Source organism: Nonomuraea pusilla (assembly GCF_900109355.1).
In the GTDB taxonomy this organism is placed as follows: domain Bacteria; phylum Actinomycetota; class Actinomycetes; order Streptosporangiales; family Streptosporangiaceae; genus Nonomuraea; species Nonomuraea pusilla.
Genome location: NZ_FOBF01000029.1, coordinates 1 through 16756 on the forward strand (window position 1 = coordinate 1; position 16756 = coordinate 16756).

Annotated in this window: 15 protein-coding genes; 9 read left to right on the forward strand and 6 right to left on the reverse strand. The window is 73.7% G+C overall.

Annotated elements, in window-relative coordinates; translation table 11 throughout:
* Positions 1–233 precede the first annotated feature (233 nt).
* Positions 234–1583, reverse strand: a complete 1350-nt coding sequence (locus BMX74_RS38625) for an ABC transporter substrate-binding protein (protein WP_082534749.1) — start codon at positions 1581–1583, stop codon at positions 234–236.
* Between the two features lie 454 nt (positions 1584–2037).
* Here BMX74_RS38625 and sigJ point away from each other — a divergent pair, with 454 nt between their 5' ends.
* Positions 2038–2976: an RNA polymerase sigma factor SigJ gene (sigJ, locus tag BMX74_RS38630; protein ID WP_055502238.1), complete on the forward strand. Its 939-nt coding sequence runs from the start codon at positions 2038–2040 to the stop codon at positions 2974–2976.
* Between the two features lie 5 nt (positions 2977–2981).
* On the opposite strand, the gene BMX74_RS38635 is transcribed toward sigJ, so the two are convergent.
* Both BMX74_RS38635 and BMX74_RS38640 read right to left on the reverse strand, forming a co-directional pair.
* Positions 2982–4136 carry a serine hydrolase domain-containing protein gene (locus BMX74_RS38635; RefSeq protein WP_082534750.1) on the reverse strand — a complete coding sequence of 385 codons (1155 nt, stop codon included), beginning with the start codon at positions 4134–4136 and terminating at the stop codon, positions 2982–2984.
* Positions 4137–4302: 166 nt separating this feature from the next.
* Positions 4303–4932, reverse strand: coding sequence for a TetR/AcrR family transcriptional regulator (locus BMX74_RS38640; protein WP_177227677.1), 630 nt, complete (start codon positions 4930–4932; stop codon positions 4303–4305).
* Between the two features lie 98 nt (positions 4933–5030).
* On the opposite strand from BMX74_RS38640, the gene BMX74_RS38645 reads away from it, so the two are divergent.
* The 3 genes from BMX74_RS38645 (at position 5031) to BMX74_RS38655 (ending at position 8934) form a co-directional block, all read left to right on the forward strand.
* Complete coding sequence (locus tag BMX74_RS38645; RefSeq protein ID WP_091105482.1) at positions 5031–5942, forward strand: metalloregulator ArsR/SmtB family transcription factor; 912 nt, start codon at positions 5031–5033, stop codon at positions 5940–5942.
* On the forward strand, positions 5939–6538 hold the full coding sequence (locus BMX74_RS38650) for a dihydrofolate reductase family protein (protein WP_091105419.1): 600 nt from the start codon (positions 5939–5941) through the stop codon (positions 6536–6538). The genes BMX74_RS38645 and BMX74_RS38650 overlap by 4 nt, the downstream gene beginning before the upstream one ends.
* A gap of 62 nt (positions 6539–6600) precedes the next feature.
* Positions 6601–8934 (forward strand): aminotransferase class III-fold pyridoxal phosphate-dependent enzyme, encoded by a 2334-nt coding sequence (locus tag BMX74_RS38655; RefSeq protein ID WP_091105420.1) that lies wholly within the window; start codon positions 6601–6603, stop codon positions 8932–8934.
* Positions 8935–8981: 47 nt separating this feature from the next.
* On the opposite strand, the gene BMX74_RS38660 is transcribed toward BMX74_RS38655, so the two are convergent.
* Genes BMX74_RS38660 through BMX74_RS46420 form a run of 3 tightly spaced genes read right to left on the reverse strand, consistent with a single transcriptional unit; the run spans position 8982 to position 12185 of the window.
* Positions 8982–10580, reverse strand: coding sequence for an ABC transporter permease (locus BMX74_RS38660; RefSeq protein WP_091105422.1), 1599 nt, complete (start codon positions 10578–10580; stop codon positions 8982–8984).
* Positions 10577–11488, reverse strand: coding sequence for an ABC transporter ATP-binding protein (locus BMX74_RS38665; RefSeq protein ID WP_091105423.1), 912 nt, complete (start codon positions 11486–11488; stop codon positions 10577–10579). The genes BMX74_RS38660 and BMX74_RS38665 overlap by 4 nt, the downstream gene beginning before the upstream one ends.
* Complete coding sequence (locus BMX74_RS46420) at positions 11481–12185, reverse strand: TetR/AcrR family transcriptional regulator (protein ID WP_055502245.1); 705 nt, start codon at positions 12183–12185, stop codon at positions 11481–11483. Before BMX74_RS46420 ends, BMX74_RS38665 begins: the two co-directional genes overlap by 8 nt.
* A gap of 254 nt (positions 12186–12439) precedes the next feature.
* Between BMX74_RS46420 and BMX74_RS38675 the strand changes: the two genes are divergently transcribed.
* The 5 genes from BMX74_RS38675 (at position 12440) to BMX74_RS38695 (ending at position 16606) form a co-directional block, all read left to right on the forward strand.
* Positions 12440–13597, forward strand: a complete 1158-nt coding sequence (locus tag BMX74_RS38675; RefSeq protein ID WP_091105425.1) for a serine hydrolase domain-containing protein — start codon at positions 12440–12442, stop codon at positions 13595–13597.
* 92 nt (positions 13598–13689) lie between these two features.
* The gene (locus tag BMX74_RS38680) at positions 13690–14817 is read left to right on the forward strand and encodes a sensor histidine kinase (RefSeq protein WP_091105426.1); all 1128 of its coding nucleotides are present in this window, start codon (positions 13690–13692) and stop codon (positions 14815–14817) included.
* Positions 14814–15485 (forward strand): response regulator transcription factor, encoded by a 672-nt coding sequence (locus BMX74_RS38685; protein ID WP_055502248.1) that lies wholly within the window; start codon positions 14814–14816, stop codon positions 15483–15485. Before BMX74_RS38680 ends, BMX74_RS38685 begins: the two co-directional genes overlap by 4 nt.
* Before the next feature lie 132 nt (positions 15486–15617).
* Positions 15618–15896: a hypothetical protein gene (locus BMX74_RS38690; RefSeq protein WP_091105428.1), complete on the forward strand. Its 279-nt coding sequence runs from the start codon at positions 15618–15620 to the stop codon at positions 15894–15896.
* Positions 15897–15943: 47 nt separating this feature from the next.
* Complete coding sequence (locus BMX74_RS38695) at positions 15944–16606, forward strand: alpha/beta fold hydrolase (protein ID WP_091105430.1); 663 nt, start codon at positions 15944–15946, stop codon at positions 16604–16606.
* The last annotated feature ends 150 nt before the right edge of the window (positions 16607–16756 follow it).

Consider the following 16756-nt stretch of genomic DNA (forward strand, 5'->3'; position numbering starts at 1 on the left):
TGAACACCGTCGGCGCCACCATGACGGCGGCGTAGACGACCAGCGCCGGGTACACGAACGGGACGAACAGCCGCCGGCGTGACCGCTCCAGCGGCGACAGGCGCAGGCGCCGGCTGCGGCGGGAGGCGGTCTCCGGCACGGGGGAAGCGACTGCGGGCATGGTGGTCACGCTGACGCCTTTCTTCAGGGGGTCCGGGCCGGCCGTGACGGCCGGCCCGCCACCGGGGGTGCGGTCAGTTCTTCGAGCGCCAGTACGCCGCGGTCTGGCTGACCATCTTGTCGACGAACTCCCTGGCGCTGATCTTGCCGAAGACCAGCTGGTCGTCGAGCTCGTAGAACACCTTGGTGAGGTAGTCGGCCAGGCCGGTGGGGAAGCGGAAGGTGTTGATCTCGCCCCGGTCGAAGACGTCCTTGACCGCCTGCAGCGGGCCCGGGGCGGGCACCCCCTTGATGACGGGGATGTCCTGGAGCTGCGTGCTCACCTGCTCCTGGTAGGAGCGCTGGAGCAGGAACGCGGCGAACTGCTTGGCCGCGTCGGCGTTCTTCGCCTTCTTCAGGATGGCCAGGCCGTTGACCGCCACCGGGAGCGGCGGGGCCTTCTTGCCCTTCACGGCGGGGAACGGGAAGGCGCGGAAGTCGAAGCCGGCGGCCGCCACCTTGCCCACCTCACCGGGCAGCCAGGTGCCGTTGACGTTGAAGTCGGCCTCGTCGTTGGCCCACTTGTTCTCCATGGCGGGGAACTTCGAGGCGCTGTAGCCGTCGATGAAGTACCCGCCTCTGGCCAGCTTCTCCACCATCTCGGCGGCCTGCAGGTATCCCGGGTCGGAGCCCCAGGTGCGGCCGGACTTGTCCAGGCTCGCCTTGGCCAGGGCGTCGACGCCCGTGATCGAGGACAGGAAGCTGGTGTAGTACAGGGCGCTGTAGCTCTGGATGCTGCCGTCCAGGGCCAGCGGCTTGCGTCCCTTGGCCTTCTGCGCGTCGAGGACGGTCATGAACTGGTCCCAGTCCTGCGGCGGGGCGGAGACCAGCTCGGGGAAACGCTTGCCGTTGTAGAAGACCACGTTGGAGGAGGACGCCCAGTACGGGACCTGCACCGGGCCCCCGGCCCTGGCGCCGGTGCCGTCGACGGGGGTGGACAGCGACATCGCCTGGTCCCCCACGGCCTGCCGCACCGTCTGGTCCGTGCCGGGGATCTTCATCTGGTAGACGTCGGTGAGGTCGAGCAGCCCCCCGGTCGGGGCGAGCGCGTTGGTGATCGCTCCGCCGGTGCTCTCGATGATGTCCGTCGGCATCTCGGTGCTGTTCAGTGCGGGCAGCAGCGCCTTGGCCGCCGCGTTGCCCTTCCACTCGATGGTGACCTTGATGCCGGTCCTGGCCTGGAAGTCGTCGGCCACGCCCTGCAGGAACCGCTGTCCGGGCTGGCCCTTGAGCCACGAGCTCCAGATCGTCAGCTGCTTGCCGCCGGAGCTCGTCTCCCCGCCACCGCCGCATCCCGCGGTCATCGCGACCACGAGCGCCCCCGCGGCGACGGCGGCCAGCGTCCTACGGGCGGCTGACCCCGTCGCGCTCTTTGCTGAAGCCATCTCGCACCCTCTCTTTGGGGCTTCGTTGCGAGGTAGGTTAACTTACGGTCCGGGCCGATACTAGACGCCGACAGATCACAACCCTGCATAGACCGATTACGGACCCAGCCCTGTGGCCTCTCAACGGCCATCGGCATAGATCGTCGAGATTTCGGATGTGACCGAAAGTGGATTCTGTGTCGTCCCGGAACGCCGTCGCCGAGATCCCAGGAAGACCGGGAGCCCCCGGTGCGGGTGGCGTCGCAGGTGGCGGGCGCCACGCGGCGGTACGCTACGCGCGGCGGCCCGGCCCGGCGGTGACCGGTCAGGGAGATCACCGAGGTGGCGCCGCCCGAGCCGACCGCCGAAACGCTCTCGCGGGCCGCCGCGTCCTCACCGACGTCCCCTGACATTCCGGGGCGTCGTTTCGTCGTACCGGTGAGAGCAGAACGCGACGAAGGAAGCCGGCGACACCATGACCACCCGATCCGAGCCGGGAGACGGCCCGTCCGACGCGAGCCTGAGCGCGATCATGGGCGAGCGGCGCCAGCTGATCAATCTCGCCTACCGGCTCCTCGGCTCCCTCGCCGACGCCGAGGACGTCGTCCAGGAGACGTACACCCGCTGGTACGCCATGCCGCGCCGGCAGCGGGACGCCGTCGAGTCCCCCGGCGGCTGGCTGACGACGGTCGCCAGCCGCATCTGCCTCGACCTGCTCGGCTCGGCACGGGCCCGGCGCGAGAGCTACGTGGGCGAGTGGATCCCCGAGCCGCTGCCCGACCGCGGCGAATGGGCCGGCGGCCCGCCCGGCGGCGGCGCCCCGCCCGACCCGGCCGACCGGGTCACGCTCGACGAGTCGGTCAACATGGCCTTCCTCGTCGTGCTCGAATCGATGACCCCCGCGGAGCGCGTCGCGTTCATCCTGCACGACGTCTTCCGCTACTCCTTCGCCGAGGTGGCCGAGATCGTCGGCCGCACCCCCGGGGCGTGCCGCCAGCTCGCCTCCTCGGCCCGCCGCCGTGTCCGCGCCGGGCAGGCCCCCTCGGCCCCGGCGGCCCGGCACGCCGGCCTGGTCAGGGACTTCAAGCAGGCGTGGGAGGCCAAGGACATCGCCGCCCTGATCGGCCTGCTCGCGCCCGACGCCACCGCCGTCGGCGACGGCGGCGGCCTCGTCAGCGCCGTGCTCCACCCGGTCGAGGGCGGCGAGCCGATCGCCCGCTACCTGGTCGACCTCACCGCCAGGGCGCCCGGCCTCGCCCTCCTGGAGCGCACCGTCAACGGCCAGCCCGGCCTGGTGGCGCAGCAGGACGGCGTGACCGTGGTGGTGATCGCGTTCGAGGTGGCGGGCGACCGGATCAGACGCCTCTGGGCCGTACGCAACCCCGACAAGCTCCGCCCCTGGACGGCGGGCTGACGCGGCTACGCGCAGGCAGGCACCGAGCCGCCGGCGGCGAGCTTGTAGGCGTCCTGGAGCAGGGTCAGCAGGGCGCCGCCGTCCTCGGCCTGGTTGACCGTGGCCACCACGGAGATCCGGCGGGCGGGGGCGTAGGCCATGATCGCTCCCCAGAAGCCGGGGTGCAGCCAGAGGGAGTCGTCGCCCGAGCCGACCCGCTGGATGCCGAGCCCGTACGCCTCGTCGCCGCTCTGCCTGGTGGGGGTCAGCATCGTGCGCAGCGTCGCGGCCTTGGCGAACACCCTGCCCTCGAACAGCGCCCTGGTGAAGGCGGTGAGGTCCGCGGCGGTCGTCACCAGGCCGCCGCCGCCGTGCGTGTCGAACGTCGGGTTCCAGTGCCGGGCGTCGGTCTCGCCGAGGTACGGGTGCGACAGCGGCGCGTCTCCCTGGTGGCCCCGGCGCTCCAGGTAGGTGTCGTGGAGCTTGAGAGGGTCGAGGAGCAGCGACCGGTAGGCCTGGTGCAGCGGGCGGCCGGTCGCCTTCTCGATGATCCTTGCGGCGAGGACGTAGCCGGTGTCGGAGTAGTGGTACCCCTCGCCCGGCTTGAAGTACGGCTTGCCGTGCGTGAGCGCCCAGTCGAGCAGTTCGCCGGAGGTCCACGTCCGGTGCGGGCGCGCCTGGACGGCCGCCATCCAGCCGGCGTCGGCGGCGTAGTCGTACAGGCCGGCGGTGTGGTCGAGAAGCTGCCGCACGGTGATCGTCTCGCCGTACGACCTGCCGCCGATGACGCTCAGCCGCTTGACCAGCCCCGGGTCGAGGTACTCGCCGATCCTGTCCTCCAGGCCGACCTTGCCCTGCTCGGCGAGCTTGAGCACGGCGGCGGCCGTGAAGGTCTTGGTGACGCTGGCGGCGCGGAAGGCATCGGTCGGGCGCAGCTTCCTGCCGCCGGCCCGGAAGTTCCCGGCCGCGCCGGTGAAGTCGACGCCCGGCCCGTGGACGTCGAGGACGACGCCGGGCACCGGCGGCTTGGCGGCCTTGGCGGCCACGCACGCGAACCCCGTGGCGCGCGCTCTCACGGGCGAGGCGGTGGTGGTGGCGCTGGCGGCGGCGGGGGCGGCCGGGACCAGGCCCACGCACAGCGCGGCACCCGCCGCGAGCACTGCTCTGCTGAACCGACGCATCGGCAACTCCAGGTGAGTCGTTGGTGGGGCACGCCGTACGGCCCCGCCCTGCCGTGACGGCACGGGCGGGGAGCGTCACGGCGAGGATGACGGCGATGACGAGAAACCGCGGCCGGCCGCGGGCGCCGTCGCGCGCTCGCGCGGCGGGGCCCGGGGCCGCGCGACGTCAGGGCAGGCGCCTCGTCGCCAGGTCGAACATGGTGACCAGCTCGGCGGCGCAGCCGGGCAGGTCGACGGAGTCCTCGTCGAAGACCCACTGCAGCATGACGCCGTCGATGGCGCCCTGGATGGTGGTGGCGAGGGTGCGCGGGACGAAGTCGCGGAAGACGCCCTCCTCCTGCCCGGCGCGCAGGATGCCCTCCAGGTGGCGGCGGCACGGGTCGTAGGCGGTGGCGTTGAAGGCGCGCTTGGCCTCGACCGTCCCGAAGCTGCCCCAGATGTCGACCATCGCGGCGAAGTTCTCCCTGTGCTCCGCCATGAACGCGAAGCTCGCCTCGACGTAGGCGCGCAGCCTGTCCCGCGCTCCGTCGGCCCGGTCCACCCAGCTCCTGATGAACACGTTCGAGTCCCTCAGCAGGGCGTTGATGACCTCGCCGATCAGCTCGTCCTTCCCGGCGAAGTGGTAGGAGATGACGCTCTTGCTGATGCCCACGTCGTCGGCGATGCGGGCCAGCGACGCCTGGGCGAGGCCGCCGCCGGCGATGGTGGTGATCGCGCCCCGCACGATCTGCCGCCGGCGCGCCTCCTCTATGAAACTGGACTTCTTCCGTCCAGATGGATCAATTTTCGGCCGCATGGCCGAAATATAGGCCATAAGGACGAGAAACAGCAAGATCGGCCGATCTCCGAGGTATTCCTTGACACGAATATTCTCTGCCGTGAATAATCATGGCCATGGACGCACTCCTCGCCGCACTGGCCGATCCGGCCCGATGGCGGCTCGTGAGGCTGCTGGCCGAACGGCCACGGCCGGTCGGCGTGCTCGCCCAGCTCGCCGGGGCGCGCCAGCCGCAGACGACCAAGCACCTGCAGACCCTCGAACGGGCCGGCGTCGTCACCTCCCAGCGCACCGGCCAGCGCCGGGTCTACGCGCTGAGGTCCGCGCCCCTGCGAGACCTGGCGGCGGCACTCAACGGGCTCGCCGACACCGCCGAGCGGGCCGGCGGCCCGCTGGAGACCTTCGACCGGTACGGGCTCAGCCTGCGGGCGGAGCGGGTGGCCGCGAAGGAGCCGGGATGGGCCGACGGCCGCACGTTCGGGTTCCACCGGTCGCTGCCGGCGCGTCCCGGGCTGGTGTGGCGCCACCTGACCGAGGCTCCCCTGCTCGCCCGCTGGTGGACGCCCGACGACCTGCGCGTCTCCGAGCTCGTGTTCGAGGCGCTGCCGGGCGGGCGGATCGTCCACGAGTACCGCGACGCCGAGGACGCCGACGGCTCCGGCCCGGTCGCCGGGCGCGCCGAGGGGGTCGTCGACGACGTACGTCCCGGTGAGCGCCTCGCCTACCGGCTCTCCCCCCGGCTTCCCGACGGCGGCGTGGCCTTCACCTCCCATCTCGACCTCGCCCTCCGGCCCACCGGCGACGGCACCGGCACGGACCTCGACGTCCGCTTCCGGGTCACCGACAGCACGGTCGAGTCCGCCGACTTCGTCGCCGGCATCGAGATCGGCTTCGGCCAGAGCCTCGACAAGCTCGCGGCGATCCTCGCCGAGGACCCGCACGACACAGACCCGACGCACGACCCGACCCACGACACCGACCCGACGCACGACCCGACGCACGACACAGACGCAAGGAGCACGACATGACCGACTCGACCGGCCGCAGGGTGACCGCGAACCTGAGCCTCACCCTCGACGGGCGCTACCACGGCGCCGGCGGGCCCGGCGACTTCGGGACGTTCATCAAGTACGTGACCACCGACGTCGCCCGCGACCACATGACCCGCATGTGGGAGGGCGCCACGACGGCGGTGCTCGGCCGGATCAACGCCGAGGGATTCCTCGCGTTCTGGCCGTCGGTCGCCGAGGACGAGAACGCCGACCCGCGTGACCGCGGATACGCGAAGTGGCTGGTCGACGCCGAGAAGGTGGTCTTCTCGACCACCTTGGCCGAAGCGCCGTGGGAGCGGACCCGCCTGGTGAACGCCCCCGCCGCGGACGTCGTCGCCGAGCTCAAGGCCACCGGCGAGGGCGACATCCTCGTCAACAGCAGCGCGAGCGTCATCAAGGCGCTGCTCTCGGCCGACCTGCTCGACCGGCTGTACCTCCTGATCATCCCCGAGATCGCCGGCGGCGGGCGGCGGCTGTTCGAGGACGGCCTCCCTGCTACGACGTGGACGCTCACCCACCAGGAGACCGGCCCGCTGGGCGAGATCGCCGTGGTCTACGACCGCGCCCGCTGACCCGGCGAGACGGCCCCGGGCCCCCTCCCCGGCGACCGGGCGACCGGCTATCGTGACGGGGCATGGATGCCGTCATGAGGGGCGCCCGGCCGCGCCTGACCACCGCGGACGCCGTCGCCGTCGCGGAGGCGTCGTTCGGGGTGCGCGCCCGGGCGGCACGCGACCTCGGCAGCGAGCGCGACCGCACGTTCCTGCTGACCGATGACGACGGCGGCCCACTGGCCGTCCTCAAGGTCTCGAACCCGGCCGAGGACCCCGCCGTGCTCGACATGGAGGCCGCGGCGGCACTGCACGTCACCACGGTCGATCCGGGCCTGCGGGTCGCGCTGCCGTGGCGTCAGGCCTCGACCGGCGCGCCGGGGCCGGCGCGGCCCGGCGACGACCCCGGCGTGCTGCGCGCGCAGTGGAAGGACGGCGAGGTCGCGCACTGGGTGCGGCTCTACGACGTCCTGCCGGGCAACAGCCGCATCTCCGCGGCCGAGCTGTCGGACGCCGCCCTGGTCGCGTGGGGGGAGACGGCGGCCAGGCTGGCGCAGGCGCTGCGCGGCTTCGGCCACCCGGCGGCGCACCGGACGATGCTGTGGGACGTCCAGAACGCCCCGGCCGCCCGCGCCATGGTCGGCGACATCCGCGACCCCCGTGCCCGCGCCGTCGTGGCCCGCGTGCTCGACCGGTTCGAGCGGGACGTCGTGCCGGTCTGGGGCCGCCTGCGCGCCCAGGTCGCGCACACAGACCTGAGCGTCGACAACACCCTCACCGACCAGGACGGCTTCGTCACCGGCGTCATCGACTTCGGCGACATGAGCCACACGGCGCTCGTCTCCGACCTGGCGTCGGTGCTCGACTCCCTGGGCACGGGACGCGAGGGTCCCGAGCTCTTCCGGCTGGCGCGCCTGGTGCTCGACGGCTACCAGCGCCGCGTCGAACTGGAGGACCTCGAACTCGAACTGCTCGGCCCGGCGTGGGCCGCCAGGAGCGCGGTGACGATCGCCATCAGCTCGTGGCGCGTGGCCCAGGGGCTGGAGGAGCAGGAGTTCGCCGAGCGCTACAACGCGGCGTGCCTGCGCATGCTGGAGACGATGGAGGCCGCCGGGTGGGACGAGGTGGCCCGGCAGCTCGGCGCGCGGGGCCGCCGCGGGCCCGACCCGTCGCTGGCGGCCAGGCGGGCGGCGGCGTTCGGCCCGGCCGTCGACCCGCTGTTCTACGACGAGCCCGTGGAGGTCGCGACCGCCAGGGGCGTGTGGATCACCGACGTCGCGGGGCGCTCCTACCTCGACGCGTACAACAACGTGCCGTGCGTCGGGCACGCGCACCCGCGCGTCACCGCGGCGATCGCGCGGCAGAGCAGGCAGATCAACACCCACACCAGGTACCTGCACCCGGCGGCCATCGAGCTGGCCGAGCGGCTGACGGCCACTTGCCCGCCGGGCCTCGACACCGTGCTGCTGGTCAACTCGGGCTCGGAGGCCAACGACCTGGCCTGGCGCATGGCCACCGCCGTCACCGGCCGGCGGGGCGGGCTCTGCACCGCGTTCGCCTACCACGGCATCACCGAGGTCACGGCCGCGCTCTCCCCGGAGGGCTGGCTCGACGGCGTCCGGCCCGAGCACGTCGAGACCTGGGAGGCGCCCGACACCTACCGCGGCCGCCATCTCGACGCCTCGGCGTTCGCGGCGGCGCTGGCGCGGCTGTGGGAGCGGGGTCTGCCGCCCGCCGCCGCGATCCTCGACGGCATCGTCACCAGCGACGGCATCGCCGACCTCGACCCCGCCTACGTACGGGAACTCGTCCGCCTGACCCGCGAGGCGGGCGCGCTCTGGATCGCCGACGAGGTGCAGTCGGGGTACGCCCGCACCGGCGCGTCCCTGTGGTCGTTCGACCGCTTCGGGGTGGTCCCCGACTTCGTCACGATCGGCAAGCCGATGGGCAACGGCCATCCCGTGGCCGCCGTCATCACCCGGCGCGACATCGTGGCGGAGCTGGTCGGCCGCGCGACGCTGTTCAGCACCTTCGGCGGCAACCCGGTCAGCGCCGCCGCCGCGCTCGCCGTCCTCGACGTCATCGAGGACGAACGGGTGCTCGACCGGGTGCGCGGGACGGGCCTGGCGCTGCGGTCCGCCCTCGCCGAGGTGGCGGCGGACCACCCCGGGGCCGGCGACGTGCGGGGCGTGGGCCTGGCGTGGGGCGTGGAGCTCGTCACCGACCCGGCGACGCGCGAGCCCGACGGCGAGAGGGCCAAGCGGGTGCGCGACCGGATGCGCCACCTCGGCGTCCTGGTCGGGACGACGGGCCGGCACGGCAACGTCCTGAAGATCCGGCCGCCGCTGGCGTTCGACGAGACCCACGTCCCGGCCCTGGCCGAGGCGCTCGCAACCGCGCTCACCCTGACGCGCTGACCCGGCTCACCCTGACGCGCTGGCCCGCGGTCCCGGCGCGACGCCCGTCACCCGAGATCGCGGCGGCGCAGGGCCCACAGGCCGCCGCACAGCAGCGCCGCCGTGACACCGAGCAGGGCGGCCTGCGCCGCCGGGCCCGACGACGACGCCGTCATGGGGTTGCCGACGTAGTGGAACGGCTCCACCGGGCTGCCGCCCCACAGCCCGTACAGGGGGGCGACGACCTGGCCCAGCGCGGCGGTCAGGATCCACACGGCCCAGCAGATCGCCGCGCTCGCCCGCGGGAGCAGCCCGTAGGCGAGCACGCACAGCGCCCCGACGCACCAGGCCGCCGGCACGGCGCTGAGCGCCCCGGCCACGAACCGCGGCACGTCGGTGGCCAGGTCGCCCACGAGCAGCGCGAAGAGCGTGCCGAACACGAGCCCGCCCACGGCCAGCAGCCCCGCCGTGCCGAGCCCGGCGACGACCAGGTGCCCGGCCGCCCACCGCAGGCGGCTCAGCGGGGTGGCCTGCACCGCCTCCGCGCGGCCCGACCTCTCCTCCGCGCGCAGCCGCAGCGTCATGAGCACCGGGTAGAGGGCGATGGCGTACGCGAGGATGAGGATCATGTACCAGGAGTAGGCGGCGAGCGCCTTCCCCGCGGGCATGCCGAGGGTGCGGACGATGTTGTCGACCACGACGCTCGGCCGCGCGAGCAGGTCACGGGCCAGCGGGCTCAGCCCGGCCGCCGCCGCGGCGAAGAACGCGACCCCGGCCGCCCACGCCGCCAGCAGGCCGCGGTGCAGCCGCCAGGCCATGCCGACGGGGCCGCGCGCCCGCGGGGCCTGCGCCGGCCCCAGACGTTCGGGCAGGAGGCCGCCGCCGAGGTCGCGCCGGTCGAGCAGCCGGTAGGCGACGGCGAGCAGGGCGCCGCCGGCCAGGAGCGGCACGCCCAGCATCCACCACCGCTCGTCCTGGTACGGCCGCACCAGATGGCTCCAGCCGATCGGCGACAGGGCCTTCAGCCAGTGCTGCCCGGTGGCGTCGCCGGCGTAGCGCGTCACGTAGGCGACGGCGAGCGCGGACAGGCCGATCGCGGTGGCCGCGCCGGCGTCGCGGGCGAGCTGCGCGGCGACGGCCGCGACACCGGCGAACACCCAGCCCGCCACGGAGACGGCCGCGCCGTACGCGAGCGATCCGACCGGTTCCAGCCCGAGCCCGATCAGCGCCGCCGCGGTCGCGAGCCCCGCGGCCAGGCTGACGCCGGACGCCACCAGGACGGCGGCGGTCAGCGGAGCGCGGCGGCTCACCGCCGTGGAGCCGATCAGCTCGCCGCGCCCGGCGTCCTCCTCCCGGCGGGTGTGCCGGACGACCGACATGACGGCCGCGAACGCGCAGGCGACGTAGAGGAACCCGCCGCTGCGCCAGGTGGCGAGCACCTCCAGCCGCGGTTCGACGGTCCCGCCGCCGAGCGCGTGGAGGAAGCCGCCGCTGCCGATGAGGCGGGTGTAGGAGACCTTCTGCTCGTAGGTGCCCATGTTCCTGGTGATGTACGAGACCACCGCCATGGCCAGGGTCACGATCACCAGGATCCACCAGGGCGCGACGGCCCTTTCACGGCGCAGCGCGAGGCGGGTGAGCCGGCCGGTGCCGGCGAGCGCGCTCATCGCCCCGCCCCCGCGTGCCGGCCGGCACGGTCGTAGTGCCTCAGGAACAGCTCCTCCAGCGTCGGCGGGCGGCAGGCCAGGCCGCGCACGCCCACCTCGGTGAGGCGGCGCAGCGCGCCGTCCAGCTCGGAGGTGTCGACGTCGAAGCTGACCCGGTCGCCGTCGGAGCGCACGTCGTGCACGCCGGGCAGGCCGGCCAGCCGGGGCGCCGGCCCCGCCAGCTCGGCCTCGACGGAGGTGCGGGTCAGATGGCGCAGCTCGGCCAGCGTCCCGCTGTCGACGGCGCGCCCGTCGCGGATGATGGTCACCCGGTCGCACAGGGCCTCCACCTCCGACAGGATGTGGCTGGACAGCAGCACCGTGCGGTCGCCGCGGCGCCGCTCCTCCCGCACCGCCTCGCGGAAGACCTCCTCCATGAGCGGGTCGAGGCCCGAGGTCGGCTCGTCGAGGATGAGCAGCTCGGCGTCGCAGGCCAGCGCCGCGACCAGGGCGACCTTCTGCCGGTTGCCCTTGGAGTAGGCGCGGCACTTCTTGCGGGGGTCGAGGTCGAACCGGTCCAGCAGGTCCGTGCGGCGCCGCCGGTCCAGCCCGCCGCGCAGCCCGCCCAGCAGGTCGATCACCTCTCCGCCCGTCAGGTGCGGCCACAGCGTGACGTCGCCGGGCACGTAGGCCAGGCGGCGGTGCAGCGTCGCCGCCTCGGCCCACGGGTCGCCGCCGAGCAACCGGGCGGTGCCCGCGTCGGCGCGCGCCAGGCCCAGCAGGACGCGGATCGTGGTGCTCTTGCCCGCGCCGTTCGGGCCGAGGAAGCCGTGCACCTCGCCGGTGCGCACGGCGAGGTCGAGGCCGTTCAGCGCCCGGGTGGAGCCGAACGTCTTGACGAGCCCCGCCACCGTGACGGCGTCAGTCATCGCCGCCCCCCTCCTCGTCGTCGTCGCGCAGCGCGGCCACGCTCTCGGCCCTGGGCGGGGTGCCGCGGTGCCGGTCGAGGGCGTCGCGGGCGGCGGCGGCCGCGTCCGGGCTGAGCATCGGGTGGGAGTAGATGTCGAGCAGGGCCGTGGCGAGCAGGTGGTCGCCCTCGGGGCTGAAGACGTCGACGCCCATGTTGCGTGACAGGTGCCGGTGGAGGATGGGGACGGCCAGCGCCATCGCGACGCCCACGGCGGCCCGCACCCTGCGCTCGGCGAACGGGGGGTCGGGGCGGTCGCGGTCGGCCTCGGCGAGCCACTGCTCGCCCATCGCGACCATGCCGTCGAAGACGGGCGCGGCCCAGCCCTCGGCCAGCGCCCGCGCCAGGTACTGCTGGTGCTCCCCCAGGGCCGCCCGGCCGAGCGCGACGTAGTTGACGTCGCCCCCGGCCAGGTCGGCGGTCCGGGCCTGGTCGTTGAGCCTGCCGACCAGCTTGGCCAGGTAGGCGTCGCACGCCTCGCGCAGCGCCTGCTTGGAGCCGAAGTGGTGGCGCACCAGCCCCGAGGACACGCCCGCGGTCTCGGCGATCCCCCTGATGGTGGCGCGTTCGAATCCGTGCTCGCCGAAGTGCCGCAGCGCGGCGTCCCTGATGCGGGCGCGCGCGGTCAGGTCCTCGGGGTCGGGTGGGTGCGTGGTCATCGCCTGCTACTCATTCGTACAGTTCGCTTCACAGCCATGAAGGCTACTACACGCGCGTGTAGCCGTCGAGCGCGAGGGCACGCCGATCCCCGCGACGGACGGACCTCGGGACGTCGCGCACACACCTACCTCCGTAGGCCCGCGGGTCCGTGCTTTCCGGGCTGGGGAGCAGGGGCGACGCCGGACCAGACTGGCGACGTCCTCGGGGCACGCGGCTCAGCCGTGCGCCCCCGTCCACCCACCTTGGAGAGCACATGTCGGTCTTCCGCCGCCATCGCGTCCGCGCCGCGCTGCTGGGCGCCCTCGTCCTGCCCGCCACCCTCGTCGCCACCTCGCCCGCCCACGCGAACCCCGCGAAGGACGGCGACGCGCCGCTGCGGCAGCGGGTTGAGCAGGTCGTCGCGCGCGGGGCGGTCGGCGCGTACGCGGACGTCCGCGACGAGAACGGCCACCGCACCGCCCGCGCCGGCAGGGCCCGGCTGAAGGGGACGCGTCCCGTCCCGCACGACCCGGTGTTCCGCGTGGGCAGCACGACCAAGGCCTTCGTCGCCACGGTCGTGCTGCAGCTCGCGGGCGAGGGCAGGCTCACGCTGGAGGACCCGGTCGAGCGGTGGCTGCCCGGCCTGGTGCCCGGCGGTGACGGCGTCTCCGTCCGGCAGCTCCTCAACCACACCAGCGGCCTGTTCGACTACTCTCAGGACAAGGACGTGCCGCTGTTCGGGCCGGAGTTCCTGCGCAACCGCCTGCGCACCTACACCGCCGAGGAACTGGTACGGATCGCCCTGCGCAACCCTCCCTCCTTCGCCCCCGGCAAGGGATGGCAGTACTCCAACACCAACTACCTCCTCGCCGGCATGATCATCGAGAAGGTCACCGGCCGCTCGTACGCCGAGGAGATCACCCGCAGGATCCTGCGCCCGCTCGGGCTGCGCCGCACCTTCCTGCCGGGGACGTCGCCCGCGATCCCCGGCCGCCACGCGCACGGCTACATGCCGCTGACCATGGAGCCGGACGCCGAACTGGTGGACATCACCGGCTTCAACCCGTCCGTCGCGGGGGCGGCGGGAGAGATGATCTCGTCGGCCGGCGACGTCCAGCGGTTCTTCGCCGCCCTGCTCCAGGGCAGGCTGCTGCGCCCGGCGCAGCTCGCCGAGATGACCCGCACCGTCGACATCTCCCGCGAGACCGGCCTCCAGGGGGCCGGCTACGGCCTGGGCCTCGAGGTCATGCCGTTGAGCTGCGGCGGCAAGACCTGGGCGCACGGCGGCAGCAGCCCCGGCTTCAACACGTACGTGGGCAACACCCGCGACGCCCGCCGCCAGGTCGTCGTGTCGGCCACCGGCATGACCAGGAACGAGAGCCTCGCCGCCGCCCGCGAGCTGGTGGACAAGGCGCTGTGCGGGACCTCCTGAGGTAGCGCCGCGGCCGGGGACATACCAACGAAGGTAGGTATTTGCACAGTACGGCTCGCTATCTCGCGATATGTCCGGATACGGTGTGCCGCGTGCGAGGGCTCAAGGTGTCGGCGTGGTGGGGAGACGCGCTGCTGGCGATCGGGGTGGCGACACTCGGAGCGGCCGGCGGCGCGGCGACCTCCCCCGGGATGGCTGGTTGGGTGAACTCCCCCGGCCGCGTCGCCCTGGAGGCGGTGTGCGGACTGGCCCTGGCGCTGCGGCGACGCCACCCCGTGCCGCTGGCGGTCGCGGTCATCGCCGCGAGCCTGTTCGGCGGCGTCCCGTTCGCGCTCCCCTTCGCCGTGTACAACCTCGCCGTCCACGTGCGCGACCCGCGCGTGGTGTGGCCGCTCGCGGCGGTCGCCACGGCGGTCGCCGCCGGCCCCGGACGCCCCGACGGCTGGCCCGCCACCTCACCGCCGCAACTCGTGGCCGAGGCCCTCTTCATCGGCTGCGCCCCGCTGCTGCTCGGCCTGTACGTACGCGCCAGGCGGGACCTCGCGGAACGCGAGGCGCGCGGACAGGTGGACCGCGCCAGGACCGAGGAGCGGGCGCGCCTGGCCCGCGAGATGCACGACGTAGTGACCCACCGGGTCAGCCTCATGGTGCTCCAGGCCGGCTCGCTCCGGATGCTGGCCGGGCAGGTCGACGGCGAGGAGGTCCGCGCCGTCGCCGAGCAGATCCGCGCGACCGGGGCGCAGGCCCTGGACGAGCTGCGCGCCGTCGTCGGCGTGCTCCGCGCGGGCAACCCCGTCGAAGCGGCCCCGCTGACCCCCCAACCCGACCTCCCCGACCTGGACACCCTCGTGCGGGAGAGCCGCGCCGTCGGCGTGCCCGTGGAGCTGCGCGTCACCGGGGAGGCACCGGACCTGCCGCCCCCGCTCGGCCGCACCGCGTACCGGATCGTGCAGGAGGCCCTGACGAACGCCCGCAAACACGCCTACGGCGCCCCCGTCACCGTCGACGTCGCCTACTCCGAGCAGCGGGTGGTGCTGCGGGTGCGCAACGCCGCCCCGCCCGGACGCCGGCCCGCCGAACCGCTGCCCGGCGGCGGCGCCGGCCTGCTCGGGCTGCGCGAACGCGTCACCCTCCTCGGCGGCGCCCTGCGGGCCGGGCCCACCCCGTCCGGCGGGTTCGAGGTCGGCGCCGAACTGCCGCTCCCGGCGGGTGCCGCATGATCAGGGTCCTCGTCGTGGACGACGAACGGATGGTCTGCGCCCACCTGCGTGCCCTGCTGTCCACGGCCGGCGACATCGACGTCGTCGGCGAGGCGTACGACGGGGCGGAGGCCGTCGAACAGGCCGTGGCGCGCCGGGTCGACGTGGTGCTCCTCGACGTCCGCATGCCGGTGGTGGACGGGCTGGCCGCCGCCGAACGCCTCGCCCGCCTGCCCCACCCGCCCAAGGTCGTCATGCTGACCACCTTCGACCTGGAGGAGTACGTGCACCGGGCGCTGAAAGCGCACGCCGTCGGCTTCCTGCTGAAGGACGCCGACCCGGAGGACATCGTCTCCGCCGTGCGCGTGGCGGCCGGCGGAGGGGCGATGCTCGCGCCGTCGGTGACCCGCCGCCTGCTGACCGAGTTCACCCGCACGGACGCGGCGGCCCGCCACGAGGCCCGCCGCGCCGTGCAGGGGCTCACCGCCAGGGAGCGGGACGTGCTCATCGGGCTTAAGGACGGCCTGTCCAACGCGGAGATCGGCGCCCGGCTGTTCCTGGAGGAGACGACCATCAAGGGGTACGTCTCCCGGGTGCTCACCAAGCTGGGCTGCGCCAACCGCACCCAGGCAGCCCTGATCGCCCACGACGCCGCCCTGACCACCCGCTCACCGGTGAACGACAACTGAGACGCCGCACCCGCCTCCGCCAGGCCGAGCTCCTCGACCGGTCCGGGCAGCGCGGCCGGGCCCGGCGGCGCGAGCGGGCCCGGCAACCCCACCGCCAACCCCTCGACGGCCGCCCATGAGTCGGAGGCGGACGTGACCGTCATCGCCAGCACGTCCGACCGCGGCATGCCGGCCAACACCACCGGCAAGCTCGACATGCCCGTCATCATGACCGGAGACGCCCCGCCCCACCGACCGACGTCGCGCCGCCCCGCCCCGGCCGGCCGAGAACCTGCGACCATACGACTGGAGCCCCTGATGGCCGGCGCGCTGAGGCCGTCTCGCGGACGAGCAGGGGCCGACACCGATGCGTCGACCGGGCACCTCGGGGACCGCATCGTCACCGCCGAGTTCACCGGGGAGGCGCCGTGAAGGCGCGGGCGCGATGAGTTTCCCCGCCACCGACCGTCAACACCGTCATGACGACTTACGTTCTGATTCACGGCGGCGGTGGCAGCGCGTTCGACTGGCACCTGGTCGAAGCCGAACTGCGAGCCCGCGGCCACGACACGGTCGCCGTCGACCTCCCGGCGTCCGACCCGGAGGCCGGTCTGTGGGACTACGCGGACGCCGTCGTCCGCGCGGTCGGCGAGCGCGACGACCTGGTGGTGGCGGCGCACTCGTGGGGCGGTTTCGTGGCGCCGCTCGTCTGCGCGCGGGTCAAGGCCGCCGCGCTCGTGCTCGTCACCGCCATGGTGCCCAGCCCGGGCGAGGCGCCGGACGACTGGTGGACGCGCAGCGGCCGGCCCCCGTCGGCGTACGAGGACGTCCACGACCTCTTCCTGCACGACGTCCCGCGCGACCTCGCCGACCGGGTGCTGGCCCACGACCAGGCCCTCGCGGCGGCGACGAGCATGGACCGCGCGGTGAGCGAGCCCTGGCCGCTGGACGCCTGGCCGGACGTGCCGACGAGATACCTGCTGTGCCGCGACGACCGGTTCTTCACGCCGGACTTCGTCCGCCGCCACGTACGCGAACGGCTCGGCGTCGTCCCGGACGAGATGCCCGGCAGCCACATGGCGATGCTGTCGCGACCACGAGAACTGGCCGAGTACCTGGTCGGGGTCCACCCGGGCGCATGAGCCTGCGACGCCGGGGCGGGTCCCCGGCGTCGTCCGCGTGCGGCACGGTGTTAATCACATGCGCCACCCGCGACCCTGAATCAGGAAAGGAATTGCGCTGATTCATGACTTCGTTATTCGTTCGCGACAACGGCGGCTCGTCTAACAGCC

Excerpts from the sequence above, each read along its gene's own strand:
- BMX74_RS38695 (WP_091105430.1), top strand. The coding sequence starts at position 15,944 with ATGACGACTTACGTTCTGATTCACGGCGGCGGTGGCAGCGCGTTCGAC.
- BMX74_RS38660 (WP_091105422.1), bottom strand. The coding sequence starts at position 10,580 with ATGAGCGCGCTCGCCGGCACCGGCCGGCTCACCCGCCTCGCGCTGCGC.
- BMX74_RS38640 (WP_177227677.1), bottom strand. The coding sequence starts at position 4,932 with ATGCGGCCGAAAATTGATCCATCTGGACGGAAGAAGTCCAGTTTCATA.
- BMX74_RS46420 (WP_055502245.1), bottom strand. The coding sequence starts at position 12,185 with ATGACCACGCACCCACCCGACCCCGAGGACCTGACCGCGCGCGCCCGC.
- BMX74_RS38645 (WP_091105482.1), top strand. The coding sequence starts at position 5,031 with ATGGACGCACTCCTCGCCGCACTGGCCGATCCGGCCCGATGGCGGCTC.
- BMX74_RS38650 (WP_091105419.1), top strand. The coding sequence starts at position 5,939 with ATGACCGACTCGACCGGCCGCAGGGTGACCGCGAACCTGAGCCTCACC.
- BMX74_RS38675 (WP_091105425.1), top strand. The coding sequence starts at position 12,440 with ATGTCGGTCTTCCGCCGCCATCGCGTCCGCGCCGCGCTGCTGGGCGCC.
- BMX74_RS38635 (WP_082534750.1), bottom strand. The coding sequence starts at position 4,136 with ATGCGTCGGTTCAGCAGAGCAGTGCTCGCGGCGGGTGCCGCGCTGTGC.
- BMX74_RS38625 (WP_082534749.1), bottom strand. The coding sequence starts at position 1,583 with ATGGCTTCAGCAAAGAGCGCGACGGGGTCAGCCGCCCGTAGGACGCTG.
- BMX74_RS38665 (WP_091105423.1), bottom strand. The coding sequence starts at position 11,488 with ATGACTGACGCCGTCACGGTGGCGGGGCTCGTCAAGACGTTCGGCTCC.
- BMX74_RS38655 (WP_091105420.1), top strand. The coding sequence starts at position 6,601 with ATGGATGCCGTCATGAGGGGCGCCCGGCCGCGCCTGACCACCGCGGAC.
- BMX74_RS38685 (WP_055502248.1), top strand. The coding sequence starts at position 14,814 with ATGATCAGGGTCCTCGTCGTGGACGACGAACGGATGGTCTGCGCCCAC.
- sigJ (WP_055502238.1), top strand. The coding sequence starts at position 2,038 with ATGACCACCCGATCCGAGCCGGGAGACGGCCCGTCCGACGCGAGCCTG.